Here is a 20085-nt window from a genome sequence, read left to right on the forward strand (position 1 = left end):
ATGAGATATTTAACAAATAGTAAAACTAAACATACGCATAAATATAGCTTAACGGCAGTAGCATTAATTGCGGTGTTAGGACTAAGCGGTTGTTCTGATGATGACGATGAATCACCTACACCAGAACCTGTTACTCCGCCTGAACCGACTGTTGTAATGCAGACTTATACGGTTACCGTGACCAATTTAACGGCTAACCAACCTATGTCACCGATTGCCATTGCCTCACACAATAGTGATGTGATGTTGTGGCAAGCAGGTGAAGCAGCCAATGTTGCACTGGAAAAAATTGCTGAAGGCGGCGATGCCGCAGATGTTGCAGCAATTGAAGGCGTGACGTCTACGGTCAGTGGCGCAGGTATTTTAATGCCGGGTATGTCAGAAACTATCACTGTGACACTTGATGAAGCAGACATTGCCAATCTCACTGTCGCCACAATGTTAGTCAACACCAATGATGCGTTTACTGGCCTAAATAGTTATGACATTAGTATGTTGGCTGTTGATGAGTCAGTGTCGATGCGCGGTATGGTTTACGATGCAGGCACCGAAGCGAACTCAGAAGCACAAGGCACGATGCCTGGACCTGCTGATGGTGGCGAAGGATATAACTCAGAACGTGATGATGTAGATTTTGTTCATATTCATCCTGGTGTGATCACCATGTACGACGGATTGATGGACAGTGTATTAACGCCTTCACATCGTTTTGATAATCCGGCAATCTCCATTTCGATTAGTCGAACGGAATAGTGAAAACATCCATGATTAAGCTTAAACAAGTTTGTTAACAAATAAAAAACAAACAGGTTGAAATTTAATCTTCCCATCTCAGGTCTGGTTATTAGGGATCTGATTTGGGAAATTTTGGATGAACGATAACACTAAGCATAACGGCCACCAGATAAAGCAGCATATTTTACTGGTTGAAGACGAACAAGATTTAGCCAAGCTGATTATGTTGAATCTCACGGCATTAAACTACGAAGTGTTTCATGCCACGACCTTAAGCCAAGCCATGCAAATCATCGACACTAAATCACTCGATCTGATTTTAATGGATCGTATGCTCCCTGATGGTGATGGCATTATGCTTTGCCAGCAACTCAGAGAAGCTGGAAAATCATTGCCTGTGATGATGTTAACAGCCAAAGATTCAGAAGCCGATATTGTTTTAGGCTTAGAAGCTGGCGCAGACGATTATCTCGTCAAACCCTTTAGCGTATTAGAGCTTCGAGCAAGGGTTAAAGCCATGCTCAGGCGCAGTAAAGTACAACAAGTACAAACTGAGCAATTGGAGTTTAACGGGGTCACCATTAACTCAACAACCCGCGAAGTAGTGTCTAACAATAGTACGTTAGAGCTCACAGCGAGAGAGTTCGATTTATTACTGTTTCTTGCCCAGCATCCCCTGCAAGTGTTTAGCAGAATGCAGTTATTAGAAGCAGTATGGGGTTATAACTATGACGGCTATGAGCACACTGTTAATAGCCATATAAATCGCTTGCGCACTAAGCTTTCTCGAAGCCCTGGCCACCCGGAATTAGTCAAAACAGTATGGGGAGTCGGTTACAAATTTTCACCACCCGAAGCTGGAGCACATTAGCCCTGTTGAATTAAACGCACTTCAAATTAACTCAGTACTCTGACTTCATTCACCCTAGTCGAACCAAGGTAGGTCCCACATCATGAATCGATTATTTAACCGGCTGTTCCTATCTGCGACTGTGGTGGTATTACTGTTATTTGTCGCACTGTGGCAGTGGTTGCAACTTAATCACGAATTTAGTCGTAATCAAATTCAGCAATCATTACATCTGCAACTTGCCGAACATATGGCGCATATCAACCCGTTACTTTCACAAGGGATTACCTCAGATGCCGCGCTAAAGGAAGCATTTCATGACTTTATGCTGTTAGGGCCAAGCTTTGAAATTTATACCCTTGATCCCGAAGGCCGTGTCATCGCTTATGATGCCAAAGAAGAAAAAATCAAAAAAGATCGCGTCAACCTAAGCCAAATTCAGCAGTTTATTGCAGGTGGTGACTTACCGATTTTAGGCACAGATCCACGCTCAACTGAAACCCAGAAAATATTCTCCGTCAGTCCACTAGTGACAGAAAACGGCCTTCATAGTGGATACTTATACGTAATCATTGGCGGCGAGGATTATGACAGTTGGCAGGCGTTAATTAATTCAGAAAACCAGCCTAAACTTTGGGGCGCAACAATCGGTTTTTGGGTGATTTTCGCGTTGATTCTATTTGTGCTGTTATTAGGTTTTTTCACTCGCCCGATTCAAAAGCTTGCCAGTGATTTAACTCGCCTTAAAGACGCTCCATTAGAAGAAAACCTGGCTTTGCCGAATCGCTATAACGGCAGCTTAGAAATCAAAAAGCTCAGTGAGCACATTAATCACTTGCTGCAAGAGTTAAACCAGCAACATCAACAAGTGAAACGACAACAACAGGCCAAACATGATTTTTTACTCCATTTATCCCATGACTTAAAGACACCATTAACATCATTGATTGGCTATATCGACACTTGGTTACTGTCTCCACCCGACGAACGTCAGCCAGAGTACATTGAATATGCTGCAAACTCTGGGCAAAACCTACAGCAATTATTATCGCAGTTACTTGAGCTTGCCGCCCTTGAAAATGGCCAAATCAGTGCTCAAATAGCTAAAATTAATTTGCGTGAAGTCTTACTCGATTTAAATCAAACTTTTGCCCCTAGGGCAAAAAAACTAGGGATTACATTAGATTTTAATGTCACGGATCAACTGCAGGTTTATACCGATCCTCAGCTGATGAGGCGGATTTTAAATAATCTCGTCGACAACGCACTGCGATACACACCTAAAGGCGGCACGATAACGGTTTACAGTGAAACACATCATGATCAAACGTGGTTAGCGGTTGAGGATACTGGCGCAGGCATGCACAAGCATGAAGTAGAGGCTTTGAAACAGTTATCTATACAGCAGCTTAACTTTGAGCCAAATCAAGCGCTGCCACAACTCGGAGTTGGTTTAGCCATTGTCAGGCAGTTATTAGGCTTATTGAAGTGCCGAATTGATATAAAAAGTACCCCAGGAAAAGGAAGTCACTTTATGATTGAGCTAGCAACCCATTAACTCTTTCGTTAATGCTGCAATATTTTAAGAAAAAACAAAGGTTAAAAAACAAGAAAGCCACCTTAAAATGGTGGCTTTATATATTATCTATCGACAGCGTCGCTAAATAATCATTCTGAGAGCATTCCCGTTTACGAGCATCACTCTCAATGAATCAGGCTGTGACTAGCCATTTTCAATTGAAAGGTACAAAGCTTTAATTTTGTGGAAGAAAAGACTCACAAAACCAGCAGCTAAACAGCCCCACATTAGCAATACTGCAGCAACAGTTACGAATTGCCCCATGTAGTAACCAGCATTAGCAACATAGATGTAATGGGTACCTGGTAGCAGTGCAGCAAAAATAGCAAAGAATACTAACGCAACAATAATTTGAACTTTCATATTTATCTCTCTTTTGGCAAAGGCTACTAGATGTGGCTTCCATCCCACCATAAAACAAAGCTAGTCAGCTTATTAATATTATTCTCACAATGAGCATAAAATATCAAATTAGTTCCATGAAGAGTTTTGCAAAGATCACAAAATAGAATATTCCATTCTCACTTTGTGATAAAGCGCACCTAAATAGTTAAAACAATGATTTATATAGTCTAGGCATGTTGATCTTTCAAGGTTGTTTTTGCAGCAAATTGTTGTTCATTTAGACAAGACAGAGGCTTTGTGGTGTAGTTATTCTACATAAAAAGCCGATAACGCAGTAAAAATGAACAACAAACGCTGCCCGAAGGGTTCGGCTAAAAACGGATTCTGCATTGTTGAGCGAATTTTTTGCGAATAAAGAGTGCTTAGGTTACTAGGCGGCAATTCACTCGCCGCGCTTAATCCGTTTTTATCTCGAACAAAACTCAACCAGCAAAGTTCAACAAGCCCTAACAGTCCTTTGTTAATTTTCTATTTATTCTTGCCATAAAAAAAGACGAGTCATGCTCGTCTTTTATTTAATACCCAAATTATGCACCATCAATTATTTGCGGCGCTTTATTTATGGTATTTTTATTTATGGTACTTAGGCGATAATTGATTAACTGAGTTAATGAATGCGCCAGCATGCTCTGGATTAACATGTTGATGAATACCATGACCCAAGTTAAATACATGGCCAGTACCTTCACCGTAAGATGACAAGATTTGGTCAACTTCTTGATGAATACGCTCAGGAGATGCGTAAAGTACAGATGGGTCCATGTTGCCTTGAAGCGCAACTTTATGTCCAACACGACGACGTGCATCACCGATGTCAACAGTCCAGTCTAAACCTAGTGCATCACAACCTGTTTCAGCCATAGATTCTAACCACAGTCCGCCACCTTTAGTGAATAAGGTAACTGGTACTTGGCGACCGTCTGCATGGCGAGTTAAACCATCAACGATTTTTTGCATGTAACGTAGTGAGAATTCACGGTAAGCGTGGTGAGATAACGCACCGCCCCATGAATCAAAGATCATTAACGATTGCGCGCCATTAGCTACTTGTGCGTTTAGGTATAAGATAACTGAGTCAGCTAACTTGTCTAAAAGCATGTGTAATGTTGCTGGCTCTTCGTAAGCCATTTTCTTGATCTTTTCGAAAGTCTTGCTTGAACCACCTTCGACCATGTAAGTCGCTAGTGTCCAAGGTGAACCAGAGAAACCGATTAAAGGTACTTCACCTTTTAGTTCACGACGGATGGTGCTAACAGCACGCATTACGTAACCTAATTCATCTTCTGGATCTGGAATGCAAAGCTTTTTGATTGAATCGATGGTGTCAGTAGGACGTTCGAAACGTGGGCCTTCGCCTGTTTCAAAGTAAAGACCTAAGCCCATTGCATCTGGAACGGTAAGAATATCTGAGAATAGAATTGCAGCATCTAAGTCGTAACGACGAAGTGGTTGTAACGTCACTTCACATGCTAAATCTTGGTTCTTACAAAGAGACATAAAGTCACCCGCTTCTGCGCGAGTCGCTTTATATTCAGGTAGATAACGTCCAGCTTGACGCATCATCCACACAGGTGTTTTGTCAACAGGCTGTTTTAATAAGGCGCGTAAATAACGATCATTCTTTAATTCTGCCATTGGGCTTAATTCCTAAACATATAGTGATATCCGCTGGCGCGTAGTTTAGCACTTATGCGATTAATGTAACCAGCGATGCTAAATTAATGTGAACTAACACCCTAACTAGTATCGAAATTGCTAATGTAATCGTTAGCATGCTCACAATAATACCCATATTTAGGTATCAGGTAGCCTAATTAGATAAAAAAGTTGCACCTCTTGTTCGCCTTTGGTATAAAAAGTCTGCGCTAGCAAGAACAATCAAGAAGCACGATAAATCGAGCCCTTAAAAAAATCTATTTGCCCAGTGGTAGCTTGCTATCACTGGGCATTTTTCTTTTTATGCTATTTCCCCGTGATACAAATCACTATCAAATAAGACCTTATCTGGTCGATCCATTAGATCTTTTACAGAAAACAGTTGATCAATAGTCACTTTCTCTCATACATTAAGTGATATGGATTAGTTGCAACACTGGAATTCGTTATGCTGACAAAACTAGAAAAAGCCGAACAAAAATGGGGCGGCTCTAACAAGCTTGTCGATCAATGGCTACATCATCGCAGAGCGTTGCTGATCCAATATTTCAAAATTGCCGGCCTTGCGCCATATACCATGCCCGCTAAAAGCCTGCCTAAAGCTGATGCTGTTAAGCAATTCTGTGCACAATTGGTGGATTATGTCTCAGAAGGCCACTTCGAAGTCTATGATCAGGTGGTAACTGAATGCGAGAAATTTGGCGAAAGCAGTAAAGAAAGAGCGCAAACATTATTACCACAAATCAGTGAAACCACTGATGCAGCCCTCGACTTTAATGATAAATACACTGAAGCCGATAATGATGATGTATTAATGGACCTAGATGCAGACCTCTCTAAATTAGCTCAAGCAATGGAAACCCGCTTTGCCTTCGAAGATGAACTACTTGAGCAACTTCACGAGCACCATTCAAAAGCAAGTTAACTCGCTTAACACTTATCCATATCAGCCTTATTCACACATTAAAAAGCTCTCTTTGATTTTCATCACAAGAGAGCTTCTCTAGCACGTATAACGATCCACTTACCTAGCTTATTTACGCCAATTATCTGGTAACTCTACCTGTGACCAAAGATCATTACACAACACTTGATGCTGATGCCAATCACCTTGCTTAAGCCACTTAACCAGTGCATCACCCACTTGTGGATATTTAATCGGCTTAGGTGAAGCTGACTTAAGCCAGCGATTTAAAATACCTGCATCTAATTTATCCATGCTTTGCGCTGCAGCTAATAACTCTAATGCTGCCACATTAGAAGACTGCTCAAACTGACCCTGCAATGGCTTAACCAGCAGCTTCTTGCCAAGGGTCATCGCTTCACTCGCCAATTCAAAGCCTGCATTACCAATCACCCCACCACACTGAGACATATGCTGCTTAAACCCTTCACGATTAAAACCAAACCAATTTATGTGTTCGGGTAATCCCTGTAACGGTTTATCTGCGTGATAAACAAAAAATTGATACTCTGAGAATGGGCTTAAGAATTTGGCAATAGTGTCGGCATTTTCAAACGGAAGATACACCAATATTTGATGACTATGATCGCCAGAGTTAGGTTCTACTTCAACAAATGGCGGTAATATTGGAAACCCAAAATGGTGCCAATGACAACCAAGCTTAATATCTGTTGGCGCAAAGTTATTTAATAGTACCCGATCAAACCAGCTCATTCCCTGCTTTGGCACAGGATACTGCAGCGCAGCTTGATGACTAATACTGATGGAGGTAACCCCCTGTTTTTTAGCCGCCCATGCCGTAACAGGCTCAAAATCATTCAAGACTAAATCGTAATCAGACAAATCCATTTGCTGAACTTCAGATAAAATAGATGACGATAAATTACGTTTCACCGTTTTGGTCAAATTAACTCGACCTGACTCAGTAATAAACGACATCCCCTCTCTTACTTGATAGTCACCAAAGCACTCCATATCAAAATATTGATCTTTATTACGACCGCTAAATAAAAAGTCGACTTCGACATCTGTTTTACTCAATGATTTCGCCATGACACGCGCACGACTAATATGGCCATTTCCAGTCCCTTGAACACCATATAATATTTTCATAAAGTTCCTTGTGCTAACTCAAGCAATATTGCATCACACTTAGGGTGACGGTGAGTTGTTAATTAGACATCTTGTTATTTAAAGCAATATAAATACGCTAACGGATTAAATAAATTGTTCAGCCAAGGTGACTGCGCCTATACCCAGTCCCATACCAGCCAAAATATCTAACGGGTAATGCACACCTAATGCGATTCGAGATAAACCAATAAAACCAGCCCAAGCAAACGCGATTGGTGCCAATATAGGAAACGTTGTCATGACAACCGACGCCATAATAAAAGCTGCTGCAGTATGTCCTGACGGTAAACTGAATTTATCTGAAGGTTGAAAATCAGACTCGAAACCTGCAAATGCAGCGCAAGGACGAGTGCGACGAATAGAATTTTTTAATAACAAATAAAGTGGCAGTTCAATCACGTAACTTACAAGCATCAAATTAAAAAAATGACTGCCTTGTGGGTGAAGAAACAATAAGCCTACCGCCATGTACACGTAGCAATGACCATCACCTGTTGCTGACACTTTTTTAGCAAAATCAGTGATTTTATGATCACGACAAAAAGTCAAAATATGACAAAACAACTGCTTGTCTAAGTTGGCGATGCTTAACGTCACGTCCTTTGCCATAATTGTGCCCTTATTGATTAATTGTTATTCAACCATTGTAAGGACTGTAAATATTTCGAATGACGGAGACATGACAATCTATCGAAAGTTTTATGACAAAGTGTTAATTAGACTGTCTCCAAAAAGAATTAATTGAGCGTACTTAGGGAGGATTTAGCCAACGAGACTTAAGTTAAGGTGATTAAGTTAAGGTGATTAAGTTAAGTGATTAAGTTACTTAAGGCAATAAAAGTAAGGTGCCTTGAGAAGACACCTCATTCGACAAAAAATTTAAGCTGATGCTTCTGCAAGATTGTCGGATTTACTGGTGCGATAGATTTTGATCAAATGAAAAATATTGATCCCAGCCACGAACGCGTTCATACCAGCCACTGGCCATGCTTCAATTTGTACACCGTAAATAACGAATAATGTACAACCAACAAAATTTAACCAGCGAAGCCAAATAATGTCTTTCATCATTAACGAAATCGCCACCATAACAGATGCGCCATAACCAATGATTTCAACAACGTCTAACCCTTCCATAAGAACCTCTAAGTAAGGCTCTCTGCCATCCATAAGCGTTACGGGGGGTCCGTGCCCCTAAAGCAAATAAAACAAACTGCATTTAATTAAGTGCTGATATTAACAAAAATTCATACAAGGTTGTAATAAAAATCCGTAATATGATGACTAAGATCAATATTTGTTTCACCCCAAGGCCATTATGTAAGTTACTTTCTTACAGACTAAGCTAAACTGGATCATTATGGCTGCTTATAACATCAGGTTATAAATCAACTTGTTGCTTTATCGCATTCTGGTGATGAATATCGCTGTTAATTTCAAAAAAAGCTCATATAATTCATTTAAGATTGCTTAACTACTGGCGAATTTATTCAAATCGCTAACCCCAAGGAGTGTCACTATGGAATACAACACCTCAGAACTGTGTGATATGTATTTAGATGTTGTTGATGTCGTCGAACCTATGTTCAGTAACTATGGCGGTACTAGCTCTTTTGGTGGTTCTATTAGCACCATTAAGTGCTTTGAAGATAACGGCCTGATTGCTGATGCTCTTCAGGCTGATGGCGAAGGCAAAGTATTATTAGTTGATGGTGGTGGCTCTATGCGCCGCGCATTGGTCGATGCTTCTATCGCAGAAATTGCAGTTGCTAATAAGTGGGAAGGCATTATTGTTTATGGCTCAGTAAGAGACGTAGACACATTAGAAGAAATGGACATTGGTATTCAAGCACTTGCTTCAATTCCAATTGGCGCCGACAGTAATGGTGTTGGTGAGGTCGAAATTCCAGTCAATTTTGGCGGTGTGACTTTCCTACCTTTCGATCATATTTATGCTGATAACACTGGGGTGATTTTATCGCCTGAAGCTTTAGATATTGAATAATCGATTCAATATTGCATAAATAAACTAAAGCCAGCTATGCTGGCTTTTTTATTGCCTGTAAAATAAACGCTAATGAATAAATTAGATATCACTGCTCACATAACAATAATAACGAGATAAGTAGGCCCTATGCTGCAAATGATGACTCAAGCCTGGTTAGATACATATCTATCAACGCGCGATGGCGAAACCAAGTTAGGCCAGCAGGTGCAATTGCTCAGTCAGGTGAACACTCAACCTAGCGAGCTAAAACATGCCCTTGTACAAGCAAAAAATCAAGGCGTACAGTTTGTGATCTTGGGTATCAGTGAAGATGCAGGCCCCAGAGCCAACTTAGGCCGTGGCGGTTCAACCACCGCATTTAATGCCGCGATGAGCCAGCTACTGAATTTACAATCAAACCGCTACCTCAACGGCAGTGAATGTCTTATTCTAGGTAATATTGAACCTAAGCAACTCGATACTCACGCCAGTACAGAACAACTAAGACAGGCTACAGCTGAACTTGACCATCAAGTCATTGAAGTAATCAGTCACATTCTCGCAGCAGAGCTTGAGCCTATTGTGATTGGTGGCGGCCACAATAATGCTTATGGATTATTAATGGCGCTGAAGTCTCATTTCAATCAAGCCGCCGCAGCCGTAAACCTAGACCCCCATAGTGATTTCAGACCTCGAGAAGGACGACATAGTGGCAATGGCTTTAGTTACGCCGCAGCCAATGGCGCCTTAGCTTATTACCACGTTCTAGGACTACATGAGCTTAAAAACAGCGAAACCACTCTAGAGCAGCTAAGTTTATTTGGCGGCGAGTGGCATAGCTTTCAGCAAATATGGGTCAGGCGAGAAGTGAGTTTGGAAGAGGCTCTAAAGGCAATTGCCAACAATTTAAATCAAACCCAGCTTCCTGTTGCGCTCGAACTGGATGTCGATGCTATTGCAAAAATGCCCAGCAGTGCATCAACGTTTGCTGGCGTGCCATTGTTAGATGCATGTCATTACATCCACTATATAGCCAAACACTGTCAAACGGCATATCTGCACATTGCAGAAGCCGCGCCCCAATGTCATGAGGCTGGTGAAATCGCAGGCAATAGAGATGTTGGTCAAAGTGTTAGCGAATTAATATATGCCTATATTCAAGCGAAGAAACCTGTCCAATATTAGGCGTGTTGGTCTTAGCTAGTTGAACGTTGCTCAAGATAAAAACGGATTAAGCGGCGGCAAGAGAATTGCCGCCTGTAATCTAAGCACTCTTTATTCGCAAAAAATTCGCTCAATAATGCAGAATCCGTTTTTAGCCGAATCTTTCAGGCAACGTTTGTTGTCCACTTTTTACAACGTTATCGGCTTTTTATATAAAATAACTGCATAACAGAGCATCAACCTTGTCTAAATCAACAATAATTCGCTGCAAAAATAACCTTGAAAGATCAACACGCCTTAAACTCAATAGCTAACAGTCATCTCAACAGGCTTGGCTATAGTTGAACCCTGTTATTAGATTAAACGTATCAATTACTGCTCATGTGTTATTTCACCATTTACAGGCTATTCAATATCGAACAGATTTATGGTCTAATGCAGGGCAATTTTGTAGAACTGTTTTTACAGCGCTATTTACACAAAAGCATATATCGATTCTGTATCGCTGAATTCCACGCTGTTTCTAGTAAACTGGATCACACTCTCGCTGATTAAAGTTTCTGCAAAGCAAGCAATGGCATACACTCGCTGTTAATTACCGCATATTATAGGAATACACAGATGTCTGAGGGCGACCCAAAGAACACTCATTTTGGTTATAAGACCGTTGATTCAGAAAAGAAAGCTGACTTAGTCGCTGACGTATTTCACTCGGTTGCAGCTAAATACGACATTATGAATGATGTCATGTCATTTGGTGTTCATCGTTTCTGGAAACGCCACACTATTGCAACTGCGGGCGCACGTCCTGGTATGAAAGTGTTGGATCTGGCCGGTGGTACTGGTGACTTAACCGCTAAATTCTCACATTTAGTCGGCGACCGTGGCCAAGTTATTTTAGCGGACATTAACGACTCAATGTTAAAAGTTGGTCGGACTAAATTACGCGACAAAGGCATTGTGGGTAACGTAGATTATGTTCAAGCCAATGCTGAAGCCTTACCGTTCCCTGATAATTATTTCGACATTATCACTATCGCATTTGGCCTACGTAACGTAACAGATAAAGATGCAGCATTACGTTCAATGCGCCGCGTGCTAAAACCAGGCGGAAAGTTATTGGTGCTTGAGTTCTCAAAGCCACAACATGAAGTAATGCGCAAAGTTTACGATATGTATAGCTTTAAAGTATTGCCTAAAATGGGCGCACTAATCACTCAAGATGCTGACAGCTATGAGTACTTAGCTGAATCAATTCGTATGCACCCAGATCAAGAAACATTAAAGCAAATGATGATTGATGCAGGTCTTGAGCAAGTTGATTACACCAACATGACTGATGGTGTTGTTGCATTGCACCGTGGTTATAAGTTCTGATGCATCCCAATCATTTTTCATTACTGACTTGCGCTGCTCTAGAAACTGCCATTGCGCAGTTACAAGCGCAAGATCAGGGTGAATATGCACGCCTTAAAAATTTACACGGCAAAGTGTTCTGCATTCAATTAAGTCAGCTTGAATGGCCTTTATATTTAGTCTTTGCTAAACAAGTTCAAGTACTCAGTATTTATGATGGGGATATCGATGTCAGCGTGACAGCCGATGCCACCACACTTTACCAAATATCTGAAGGCGAAAGCCTAACAGAGCTGATTAAACAAGATAAGCTGAAGCTTGATGGCGACGTTAATTTATTACAAAGTTTTAGCCATTATCTGCGTCATATTGAATTAGATTTTGCAGAGCCCTTGTCACGTTATATTGGGGATGCTCCGACGCATATGTTGGTTTCTGGCGCTAAACAACTTGCCAGTTCAGCAAAGCAGGTTTTTGAAAAGTCACGTTCTCACGTTGGCCAATTAACCACCGAAGAATATCGTCTTGCCCCCCATCAAATAGAATTCATTCATTTTCGTGATAGTCTTGAAGAACTCGCTGATAGCACATCGGCACTGGTTACCCGAATAGATAAATTAAGAGAAAAAATTACCCCATGACAATTGCAAGTATCAGGCGCGGTTATCAAGTCATCAAAACTGTATTACATTACGGCTTAGACGAACTTTTACCCAGTAATAAAACACCCTGGTACTTCTCTCTTCTGCGACACAGCTTTTTCTGGCTCCGTAACCAACACAAAGATAAGCCATCAGCTCAGCGGCTAAAATTGGCGATGCAAGAGTTAGGGCCGGTTTATATTAAGCTCGGACAAATGCTATCTACACGTCGTGACTTACTCAATGATGAGTGGGCAGAAGAGCTAGCCATGCTTCAAGACAGAGTACCTCCATTCGATTCAGCTTTGGCCCGCGAAGCCATTGAAGCCGAACTAAAAGCGCCGATTGAAAGCTTATTTGATAATTTTGATGAAACGCCATTGGCTTCAGCGTCGATCTCGCAAGTGCATACCGCAAACCTCAAAGAAAATGGCGCTGAAGTGGTATTAAAAGTACTTCGCCCAAATGTTGAAGCGCAAGTACAGGCTGATTTACAGCTTATGTGCCAAGCGGCGAGCTTTTTAGAAAGGTTACTAGGCGAAGGCAACCGCTTACGCCCTGCAGAAGTGATTGAAGATTATCGCACCACGATTCTGGGGGAACTCAATTTAAACCTTGAAGCTCTTAATGCGATTAAGCTTCGCAATAACTTCTTAGATTCTGACGCACTGTACGTACCTTACGTGTATGAAGATTATTGCTACTCCCGTCTAATGGTAATGGAGCGTGTGTATGGTATTCCTGTTTCCGATGTTGAAGCACTGAGAGCCCAGGGCACCAATTTAAAACTACTTGCTGAGCGCGGTGTTGAGCTGTTTTTCACCCAAGTATTTCGTGATAATTTTTTCCATGCAGACATGCACCCCGGCAATATTTTTATTAGCCGTGAGCACCCTGACAACCCATTTTATATCGGCATGGATTGCGGGATTATGGGCACCTTGAATGATGTCGATAAACGTTATTTAGCTGAGAACTTCCTTGCGTTTTTCAACCGAGATTATCAGCGTATTGCTCAGCTCTATATTGAATCTGGCTGGGTATCAGAAAACACCGATGTGTTAGCATTCGAGCAAGCGGTTAAAGTGGTTTGCGAACCAATGTTCAATAAACCATTAGATGAGATTTCTTTTGGTCATGTATTACTAGAGTTGTTCCGCACCGCTCGTCAGTTCGATATTGTGGTACAGCCGCAATTAGTCTTGCTTGAAAAAACCTTACTGTACATCGAAGGTTTAGGCCGTCAGCTTTACCCACAGCTTGATCTTTGGTCTACAGCGAAACCTTTTTTAGAGCAATGGATGTCTGAGCAAGTGGGGCCTAAAGCGATATTTGACAAAGTAAAAATGAAGTCGCCATATTGGGCTGAAAAACTGCCAGAATTCCCAGAGCTTATTTACGACAACCTAAAAGTGGGTCGTAAACTGCTAGGAACACAACAACAGATGCTAGATAAGTATCTGAAGTTTCAACACAAAGCTCATAAAAGTAACTACTTATTAATAACATCTGCTGTATTGTTGATCTGCGGCACACTATTATTAAATCAAGACGCTACACTATGGCCTTCTTATATTTGTCTAACTGCAGGTATAGTGCTTTGGTTCACAGGATGGCGATCCAGACCAAAGAATCGTAAATTTTAACTAGCACTTATTCATTAGAGGTTCATAATACTCAATATAATGAGTGCTAAAATTTAGGCATTATTAAAAACACTTTTTTATTCTATAGAGGAAATGTTCATGGGCGGCATCAGTATTTGGCAGCTTCTTATCGTTGCGTTAATTGTTGTTTTGTTATTCGGAACTAAAAAGTTACGTTCTTTAGGTGGTGATTTAGGTGGAGCAGTTAAAGGCTTCAAAAATGCTATGAATCCTGAAGATGAAGAGAAAAAATCTTTAGAAGATAAAGATAGCACTGCAAAAACCTCTCAACAGGCAACTGAACAAAAGTCCGAGTCAAAGGACAAAGAACAGGCGTAATTCATTATGTTCGACGGTATTGGCTTTATGGAGCTACTGCTGATTGGAATTTTGGGGCTAGTGGTTCTCGGCCCCGAAAGACTTCCTACTGCGGTACGTTCAATCTCTGGGTGGATTCGCTCATTAAAGCGAATGGCAAACTCTGTTAAAGACGAATTAGAGCAAGAGCTTAAAATCGAAGAGCTTCATGCTGACTTAAAGAAAGCTGAAAGCAAAGGTTTGTCTAACCTATCTCCTGAATTACAAGAGTCTATTGATCAGCTAAAAGATGCTGCGCAATCCGTTAATCGTCCCTACCAAGTAGAAGACGTTAAAAAGGATGCACCTAAAGCGGAATCAGCTGAAAGCAGCACTGAATCAAGTGCGCCAACAAATGACTCAACCAGTTCAAATACCAAAAGCTAGCGGGTAATCAATGTCACAACAGCTACCTCTCATTAGTCATTTGCTTGAATTGCGTAATAAATTACTCAGAGCTATCGGCAGTGTTTTGCTGGTGTTTATCTGTTTAGTTTACTGGGCAAATGATATATACCATTACATGGCGATTCCATTAATGCAGTCACTGCCTGAAACAAGCAGTATGATTGCTACTGATGTAGCTGCGCCATTTTTCGCCCCATTTAAGTTAACCTTAGTTTTATCATTTTTTGTGGCGATTCCTTATGTGCTTTACCAAGCTTGGTCGTTTGTTGCACCAGGTTTATATAAGCATGAAAAACGTCTAGTGACCCCTCTGTTATTCAGCAGTACCTTGCTGTTTTATTTAGGGATCGCGTTTGCTTATTACATTGTATTCCCGGTTGTATTTGGCTTTTTCACCAGTGTTGCGCCTGAAGGTGTTACTGTGGCAACCGACATCAGCAGCTATTTAAGCTTTATTCTAAAGTTGTTTTTTGCCTTTGGTTTGGCCTTTGAAATCCCTGTTGCTGTGGTATTAATGTGCTGGGCAGGTGTCACCACACCTGAAGAGCTTAAGCAAAAACGACCATATATTGTCGTAGGTGCTTTTGTCGTTGGCATGATGCTAACGCCACCAGATATTATTTCTCAAACAATGTTAGCAATTCCTATGTTAATATTATTTGAAGGCGGACTATTAGCAGCCAAGCTATATACGCCGAAAGAAGATACAGATAACGAAGAGTCTGAGAGCGAACGCACCGACAGCTAAAGTTAATTGCATTTGTTACTCATGGACTAGTAAAACAATAATAAAGAAGGATTCTGTTATGCGTTTAACCTTGGTTGCCACTTTTGCTTTGGCTATCTCTTCTCAAGCTCATGCTAGCATCGAGCAACAACTGGCTAATTGTGCCAGTCATACTGATAAATTAGACCGCCTAATGTGCTTTGACGCATTGGCGGCTTCAGTTAATACCGCAGTTGCAACTCAGCTTCCTGCTGCAGTGCCTACAACTTCAACAGAAGCTACAGCCGTTGCAACCACAGCAGTTGCAGCAAATACCCCTACGACTGTTGCACCTGCCGTTGCAAGTGTTTTTTCAACTCAAGCTGCCAGTACTGCTGAACAAGAGTTTGGTCTAAAGAAAAATACAGCAGAAAAAGATGAACAGACTTTTGGCTTAAAGCAAGTGTCAGAAGAAGAGGATGATGTTCGTTTATATGCTGAAGTCAGTTCAGTTAGTAAAGATCCTTATGGCGCATTAATCGTTAAATTATCTAACGACCAAACTTGGAAACAAGTAGGGACTTCACGCTACAAATTAAAAGCGGGTCAAACCATCTATATCGAAAAAGGTGCGTTAAGCTCATTCTTGCTTGGCAGTGATGACCGTAACTCGACTATGCGAGTTAAGCGCGTTAACTAATCATGCCTCAGCATATCGATATTGCTGTTAATCTACTGAGTAGTCGGTTAGCAGCAGATATAGACAACATCATACACAAAGCGGTGGAACATCATGTTTCACCGTTAATCGTTATCGGCAGTGATATTGCCGAGAGTGATGAGTCCGCCAAGCTCTGTCAGCAATATCCCCTTAAACTTTATAGCACCGCAGGTGTTCATCCTCATCAAGCCAGTAGCTGGGATGAAAATAGCCTAGATAAACTGACTCAAATAGCCAATAGCAAACATGTCGTCGCCATTGGCGAATGTGGTTTAGATTACAACCGTGATTTTTCTCCTCGAAAAGATCAACGTCAGGCTTTTGAAGCACAACTTGCGTTAGCAGCTACATTGAATATGCCTGTTTTGATGCATTGTCGTGATGCTCATGATGATTTTATCGCGATTTTAAAGCGTTATCGCCATAAACTCCCAAGCGCTGTATTACACTGTTTTACAGGCACAGAGACCGAACTTAAAGAATGTATCACCCTTGATTTATATATTGGCATCACTGGCTGGGTTTGCGATGAAAGACGCGGTGCAGAACTTGCGAGTATCGTACATCTTATCCCGAACAATCGGTTCGTGGTTGAAACTGATAGCCCTTATTTGCTGCCAAGAAGCATGCGCCCAAAACCTAAGTCGAGCAAAAATCTGCCACAATACTTGCCTTATATTGTTGAGTCTATCGCGACACTTCGCAACCAACCTTATGAAGAGTTTGCTGCCCATTGTTATGCTAATAGTATTCGTTTGTTTAATTTAGGCGAGCGGTAATGCTAAAGCATAATATGGATTGGTTACGTCGCTCAATGGCATTGTTATTATCAAGTTTTTTCATCGTCTTAAGCACAGGTGTCAACGCTTATGATGCGACCAGTTATACTGACAACACAGAACATCATAATATCCCACTACGCTTAACCGCTTCTTCAATCACTAAAATCGACTTAAAGCCGTGGCTGTACATCCATAATTCGAATGATGTCACTGAAATTGCCAGCCTCAAACTCCAGAACAATAATCAGAGTCAATGGCGTAAATTAACCAGTAATGACTTACGCAAAATTGGCGCTAAAAATACCTGGTTAAGCTTCAGTCTTTATAATCCAAATGATCAGCTATCACGCATTATTGCTCTAGATAACCCATTAATGGATAGCATTAAGCTATTCCATTTAGTCAATAATGAATTACTCAATATTGAACATATGGGAGACACCCTCCCCTTCGATCAGCGTCCATTGCAGAGTAATTTATTTTTATATCCTTTTGATATAAAACCAGGAGAACTGCATACGTTTTATTTCAAAATTGATAATCGTGGCAGCCTCAATTTTCCTTTAGTGTTATGGAGTAAAAACGATTTTAGCCATGCCATTGAAACCCAAAGTTTAGCGAATGGTTTTCAAATTGGGATTTTGATTGCTATTGGGGTTTTTAGCCTATTTATTGCCTTAGCCTCTGGGTCGTTCAGTTACAGTTACTACAGTGGCTACGTGATTTGTTTAACCGTTATTGTGGCTAGTATTCATGGTATTGCATTTCAGTATTTATGGCCTAACTGGCCCTCTTTACAACAGTTAGCTGTTCCCGTCTTAATCCCGCTGGCACTGGCTTTTGCATTGATGTTTACTGAAAAGGTCATGCAACTTAAATATCACAGCAAGCGAATGTTATTACTTGGCCGTTACTTAGCGGTATATTGTATTTTATTAAGCTTAATTGTCTCTTTTATCGACTTTAAATTTTCCCTTTATCTACTGAGTTTTTCAGTCATCTTCATCAGCTTTATACTGATTGTTTTTTCGCTTATCCAAGTCTTCAAAAGAACCAAAAATGCCCGATTATATGCAATAGGTCGTATTGGTCTATTTGTCGGTTCCTTGTTCAGTGGGCTGATGTATTTAGGTTATCTCAACTGGGCAGTATTCCCGCAAACACCTGTAATGATAGGACTAACATTTGAAGTTGTGATAATGGCAGCTGTACTGGCTATGCGTTATAACGATGAGCGTAAAGCCAAATTACAAATGCAGCAAAAAGCACTTGAGCAAGCCGTGCGTTTACAACAAAACCGAGATGAAGCATTAAGGGCAGAAGCCGAGGCAAATGAGCGTCTTGAACAAATGGTTGCCGAAAGAACCTTAGAACTTGAAGTGACCTTACGTGAACTCAATGAAGCGAACCAAAAGCTGACTCAGCAAAACACTATCGATAGCCTTACTGGGGTGAAAAATCGCAGCGAATTTGATCGTCGTTTAACCGCTGAGGGTCGTATTAGCCGACGTCAACAAACCTCGTTGGCGCTATTAATGCTTGATATCGATAAATTTAAAGCCATTAATGACGAACACGGACACCTTGCGGGTGACCACTCGATAAAAGTGATTGCGACAACAATTTCAGATTATTTAAAGCGTCCAACCGATCTGGTATCACGTTTTGGCGGTGAAGAGTTTGCTATTATATTACCGAATACTGATAGTGAAGGAGCGATGACGCTAGCAGAACACGTTCGCCTAGCAATATCCAAGTTATCAATTAATTGGGAAGGAAGCCCTATTCCCCTTTTTGTGAGTATCGGAGTCAGTGCTGCAGTTGTTGAAACTGAAGAACATCCGACTTTGTTACTTGAACAAGCAGATAAAGCGCTTTATCAAGCTAAGCGCGGTGGGCGAAATCAAGTTTGCCAATTTTCGCCAGAATAAGATGAGATTAATATCAGGAGTCAAATGTGAATATTATTACTAGTGCGTTTCCACAGCGCAGAATGCGCCGTATGCGTAAACATGATTTCAGCCGTCGTTTAATGTCAGAAAATAAATTATCGGTGAATGATCTTATCTACCCAATGTTTATTCTTGAGGGAAACAATCGCACTGAACAAGTCGCATCAATGCCTGGTGTCGAACGTTACTCAATTGATTTATTACTTAAAGAAGCTGCAGAGTTGGTCGAACTAGGTATTCCGCTAATTGCATTATTCCCAGTGACTCCTGCTGAGAAAAAATCGTTAATGGCAGAAGAAGCCTATAACTCAGATGGCCTAGTTCAACGCGCAGTGCGTGAGCTAAAACAAGCCTTCCCTGAACTCGGTGTGATGACAGATGTTGCACTAGACCCGTTCACGACACATGGCCAAGATGGCATCATTGATGATACTGGTTACATTCTTAATGACATCACGACTGAAATTCTAGTCAAACAAGCATTATCTCATGCTGAAGCTGGCGCAGATATCGTAGCCCCTTCAGATATGATGGATGGCCGCATTGGCGCTATTCGTGAAGCGCTGGAAGCTGCAGGTCATGTGAATACTCAAATCATGGCGTATTCTGCTAAGTACTCTTCTAGCTACTATGGCCCTTTCCGTGATGCGGTTGGCTCTGCTGGCAACCTTAAAGGTGGCAATAAACACAGCTACCAAATGGATCCAGGTAATAGTGACGAAGCACTTCATGAAGTCGCCTTAGATATTCAAGAAGGTGCTGACATGGTTATGGTTAAGCCTGGCATGCCGTATTTAGATATTGTCCGCCGAGTTAAAACTGAACTTGCCGTACCGACATTCGCTTATCAAGTGAGTGGTGAATACGCCATGCATATGGCAGCGATTCAAAATGGCTGGTTAGCTGAAAAAGCCATTGTGATGGAGTCGTTACTTTGCTTTAAGCGTGCTGGGGCGGATGGTATTTTAACTTACTTCGCCAAATCAGCAGCACAATGGCTCAAAGAAGATAAGTAATAACTAACGTTAACCGCTTTATTTTT

At 41.2% G+C, this 20085-nt stretch carries 21 protein-coding genes; 16 read left to right on the forward strand and 5 right to left on the reverse strand.

The genetic code is table 11. The features are described from left to right. The 3 genes from Q4600_RS13975 (at position 1) to Q4600_RS13985 (ending at position 3143) form a co-directional block, all read left to right on the forward strand. A complete protein-coding gene (locus Q4600_RS13975) occupies positions 1-753 on the forward strand; it encodes a spondin domain-containing protein (RefSeq protein ID WP_248956997.1) in 753 nt (250 codons plus the stop codon). Positions 754-871: 118 nt separating this feature from the next. Then, positions 872-1606 carry a response regulator transcription factor gene (locus Q4600_RS13980; protein ID WP_102526399.1) on the forward strand — a complete coding sequence of 245 codons (735 nt, stop codon included), beginning with the start codon at positions 872-874 and terminating at the stop codon, positions 1604-1606. Positions 1607-1688: 82 nt separating this feature from the next. Beyond that, entirely contained in the window at positions 1689-3143 is a 1455-nt protein-coding gene (locus Q4600_RS13985; RefSeq protein WP_303517050.1) for a HAMP domain-containing sensor histidine kinase, read from the forward strand. Positions 3144-3308: 165 nt separating this feature from the next. On the opposite strand, the gene Q4600_RS13990 is transcribed toward Q4600_RS13985, so the two are convergent. Then, positions 3309-3527: a hypothetical protein gene (locus tag Q4600_RS13990; RefSeq protein ID WP_102526397.1), complete on the reverse strand. Its 219-nt coding sequence runs from the start codon at positions 3525-3527 to the stop codon at positions 3309-3311. 612 nt (positions 3528-4139) lie between these two features. Continuing rightward, positions 4140-5204, reverse strand: a complete 1065-nt coding sequence (gene hemE, locus Q4600_RS13995; RefSeq protein WP_102526396.1) for a uroporphyrinogen decarboxylase — start codon at positions 5202-5204, stop codon at positions 4140-4142. 469 nt (positions 5205-5673) lie between these two features. Between hemE and rsd the strand changes: the two genes are divergently transcribed. Continuing rightward, positions 5674-6150 carry a sigma D regulator gene (rsd, locus tag Q4600_RS14000; protein WP_303517051.1) on the forward strand — a complete coding sequence of 159 codons (477 nt, stop codon included), beginning with the start codon at positions 5674-5676 and terminating at the stop codon, positions 6148-6150. 108 nt (positions 6151-6258) lie between these two features. Here the strand turns inward: rsd and Q4600_RS14005 are convergent, their stop codons facing one another. From Q4600_RS14005 to Q4600_RS14015, 3 genes are all read right to left on the reverse strand, one after another. After that, on the reverse strand, positions 6259-7302 hold the full coding sequence (locus Q4600_RS14005) for an MJ1255/VC2487 family glycosyltransferase (protein ID WP_102526394.1): 1044 nt from the start codon (positions 7300-7302) through the stop codon (positions 6259-6261). A gap of 105 nt (positions 7303-7407) precedes the next feature. Continuing rightward, positions 7408-7920: a phosphatase PAP2 family protein gene (locus tag Q4600_RS14010; RefSeq protein WP_324295182.1), complete on the reverse strand. Its 513-nt coding sequence runs from the start codon at positions 7918-7920 to the stop codon at positions 7408-7410. Positions 7921-8202: 282 nt separating this feature from the next. Continuing rightward, positions 8203-8460, reverse strand: coding sequence for a YgjV family protein (locus tag Q4600_RS14015; RefSeq protein WP_102526446.1), 258 nt, complete (start codon positions 8458-8460; stop codon positions 8203-8205). 382 nt (positions 8461-8842) lie between these two features. Between Q4600_RS14015 and rraA the strand changes: the two genes are divergently transcribed. The 12 genes from rraA (at position 8843) to hemB (ending at position 20059) form a co-directional block, all read left to right on the forward strand. Continuing rightward, positions 8843-9328: a ribonuclease E activity regulator RraA gene (rraA, locus tag Q4600_RS14020; protein WP_102526393.1), complete on the forward strand. Its 486-nt coding sequence runs from the start codon at positions 8843-8845 to the stop codon at positions 9326-9328. 129 nt (positions 9329-9457) lie between these two features. Continuing rightward, the gene (locus Q4600_RS14025) at positions 9458-10495 is read left to right on the forward strand and encodes a formimidoylglutamase (RefSeq protein ID WP_303517052.1); all 1038 of its coding nucleotides are present in this window, start codon (positions 9458-9460) and stop codon (positions 10493-10495) included. A gap of 600 nt (positions 10496-11095) precedes the next feature. After that, positions 11096-11851, forward strand: coding sequence for a bifunctional demethylmenaquinone methyltransferase/2-methoxy-6-polyprenyl-1,4-benzoquinol methylase UbiE (gene ubiE / locus Q4600_RS14030; RefSeq protein ID WP_102526391.1), 756 nt, complete (start codon positions 11096-11098; stop codon positions 11849-11851). After that, entirely contained in the window at positions 11851-12471 is a 621-nt protein-coding gene (locus Q4600_RS14035) for an SCP2 domain-containing protein (RefSeq protein ID WP_303517053.1), read from the forward strand. The genes ubiE and Q4600_RS14035 overlap by 1 nt, the downstream gene beginning before the upstream one ends. Further along, a complete protein-coding gene (ubiB, locus tag Q4600_RS14040) occupies positions 12468-14117 on the forward strand; it encodes a ubiquinone biosynthesis regulatory protein kinase UbiB (RefSeq protein ID WP_303517054.1) in 1650 nt (549 codons plus the stop codon). Before Q4600_RS14035 ends, ubiB begins: the two co-directional genes overlap by 4 nt. A 99-nt stretch (positions 14118-14216) precedes the next feature. Then, on the forward strand, positions 14217-14456 hold the full coding sequence (gene tatA, locus Q4600_RS14045; RefSeq protein WP_102526388.1) for a Sec-independent protein translocase subunit TatA: 240 nt from the start codon (positions 14217-14219) through the stop codon (positions 14454-14456). Positions 14457-14462: 6 nt separating this feature from the next. Beyond that, positions 14463-14861, forward strand: a complete 399-nt coding sequence (tatB, locus tag Q4600_RS14050; protein ID WP_102526387.1) for a Sec-independent protein translocase protein TatB — start codon at positions 14463-14465, stop codon at positions 14859-14861. Positions 14862-14871: 10 nt separating this feature from the next. Then, positions 14872-15630: a twin-arginine translocase subunit TatC gene (tatC, locus tag Q4600_RS14055; protein WP_102526386.1), complete on the forward strand. Its 759-nt coding sequence runs from the start codon at positions 14872-14874 to the stop codon at positions 15628-15630. A 58-nt stretch (positions 15631-15688) separates the two neighbouring features. Beyond that, positions 15689-16288 (forward strand): hypothetical protein, encoded by a 600-nt coding sequence (locus Q4600_RS14060; protein ID WP_303517055.1) that lies wholly within the window; start codon positions 15689-15691, stop codon positions 16286-16288. A gap of 2 nt (positions 16289-16290) precedes the next feature. Then, positions 16291-17088, forward strand: coding sequence for a TatD family hydrolase (locus Q4600_RS14065; RefSeq protein ID WP_303517056.1), 798 nt, complete (start codon positions 16291-16293; stop codon positions 17086-17088). Then, positions 17088-19022 (forward strand): diguanylate cyclase, encoded by a 1935-nt coding sequence (locus Q4600_RS14070; RefSeq protein ID WP_303517057.1) that lies wholly within the window; start codon positions 17088-17090, stop codon positions 19020-19022. The genes Q4600_RS14065 and Q4600_RS14070 overlap by 1 nt, the downstream gene beginning before the upstream one ends. Before the next feature lie 26 nt (positions 19023-19048). Beyond that, on the forward strand, positions 19049-20059 hold the full coding sequence (hemB, locus tag Q4600_RS14075; protein WP_102526383.1) for a porphobilinogen synthase: 1011 nt from the start codon (positions 19049-19051) through the stop codon (positions 20057-20059). Positions 20060-20085 lie beyond the last annotated feature (26 nt).

This window comes from Shewanella sp. 2_MG-2023, from assembly GCF_030548905.1.
Lineage (GTDB): Bacteria > Pseudomonadota > Gammaproteobacteria > Enterobacterales > Shewanellaceae > Shewanella > Shewanella electrodiphila.

Bases quoted from the DNA above. Each gene is read 5' to 3' on its own strand.
- rraA (WP_102526393.1), top strand. From the start codon at position 8,843: ATGGAATACAACACCTCAGAACTGTGTGATATGTATTTAGATGTTGTT.
- tatA (WP_102526388.1), top strand. From the start codon at position 14,217: ATGGGCGGCATCAGTATTTGGCAGCTTCTTATCGTTGCGTTAATTGTT.
- Q4600_RS13985 (WP_303517050.1), top strand. From the start codon at position 1,689: ATGAATCGATTATTTAACCGGCTGTTCCTATCTGCGACTGTGGTGGTA.
- Q4600_RS14070 (WP_303517057.1), top strand. From the start codon at position 17,088: ATGCTAAAGCATAATATGGATTGGTTACGTCGCTCAATGGCATTGTTA.
- Q4600_RS13980 (WP_102526399.1), top strand. From the start codon at position 872: ATGAACGATAACACTAAGCATAACGGCCACCAGATAAAGCAGCATATT.
- Q4600_RS13990 (WP_102526397.1), bottom strand. From the start codon at position 3,527: ATGAAAGTTCAAATTATTGTTGCGTTAGTATTCTTTGCTATTTTTGCT.
- Q4600_RS14005 (WP_102526394.1), bottom strand. From the start codon at position 7,302: ATGAAAATATTATATGGTGTTCAAGGGACTGGAAATGGCCATATTAGT.
- ubiE (WP_102526391.1), top strand. From the start codon at position 11,096: ATGTCTGAGGGCGACCCAAAGAACACTCATTTTGGTTATAAGACCGTT.
- Q4600_RS14060 (WP_303517055.1), top strand. From the start codon at position 15,689: ATGCGTTTAACCTTGGTTGCCACTTTTGCTTTGGCTATCTCTTCTCAA.
- Q4600_RS13975 (WP_248956997.1), top strand. From the start codon at position 1: ATGAGATATTTAACAAATAGTAAAACTAAACATACGCATAAATATAGC.
- tatC (WP_102526386.1), top strand. From the start codon at position 14,872: ATGTCACAACAGCTACCTCTCATTAGTCATTTGCTTGAATTGCGTAAT.
- ubiB (WP_303517054.1), top strand. From the start codon at position 12,468: ATGACAATTGCAAGTATCAGGCGCGGTTATCAAGTCATCAAAACTGTA.
- hemE (WP_102526396.1), bottom strand. From the start codon at position 5,204: ATGGCAGAATTAAAGAATGATCGTTATTTACGCGCCTTATTAAAACAG.
- Q4600_RS14035 (WP_303517053.1), top strand. From the start codon at position 11,851: ATGCATCCCAATCATTTTTCATTACTGACTTGCGCTGCTCTAGAAACT.
- Q4600_RS14065 (WP_303517056.1), top strand. From the start codon at position 16,291: ATGCCTCAGCATATCGATATTGCTGTTAATCTACTGAGTAGTCGGTTA.
- rsd (WP_303517051.1), top strand. From the start codon at position 5,674: ATGCTGACAAAACTAGAAAAAGCCGAACAAAAATGGGGCGGCTCTAAC.
- Q4600_RS14015 (WP_102526446.1), bottom strand. From the start codon at position 8,460: ATGGAAGGGTTAGACGTTGTTGAAATCATTGGTTATGGCGCATCTGTT.
- tatB (WP_102526387.1), top strand. From the start codon at position 14,463: ATGTTCGACGGTATTGGCTTTATGGAGCTACTGCTGATTGGAATTTTG.
- Q4600_RS14025 (WP_303517052.1), top strand. From the start codon at position 9,458: ATGCTGCAAATGATGACTCAAGCCTGGTTAGATACATATCTATCAACG.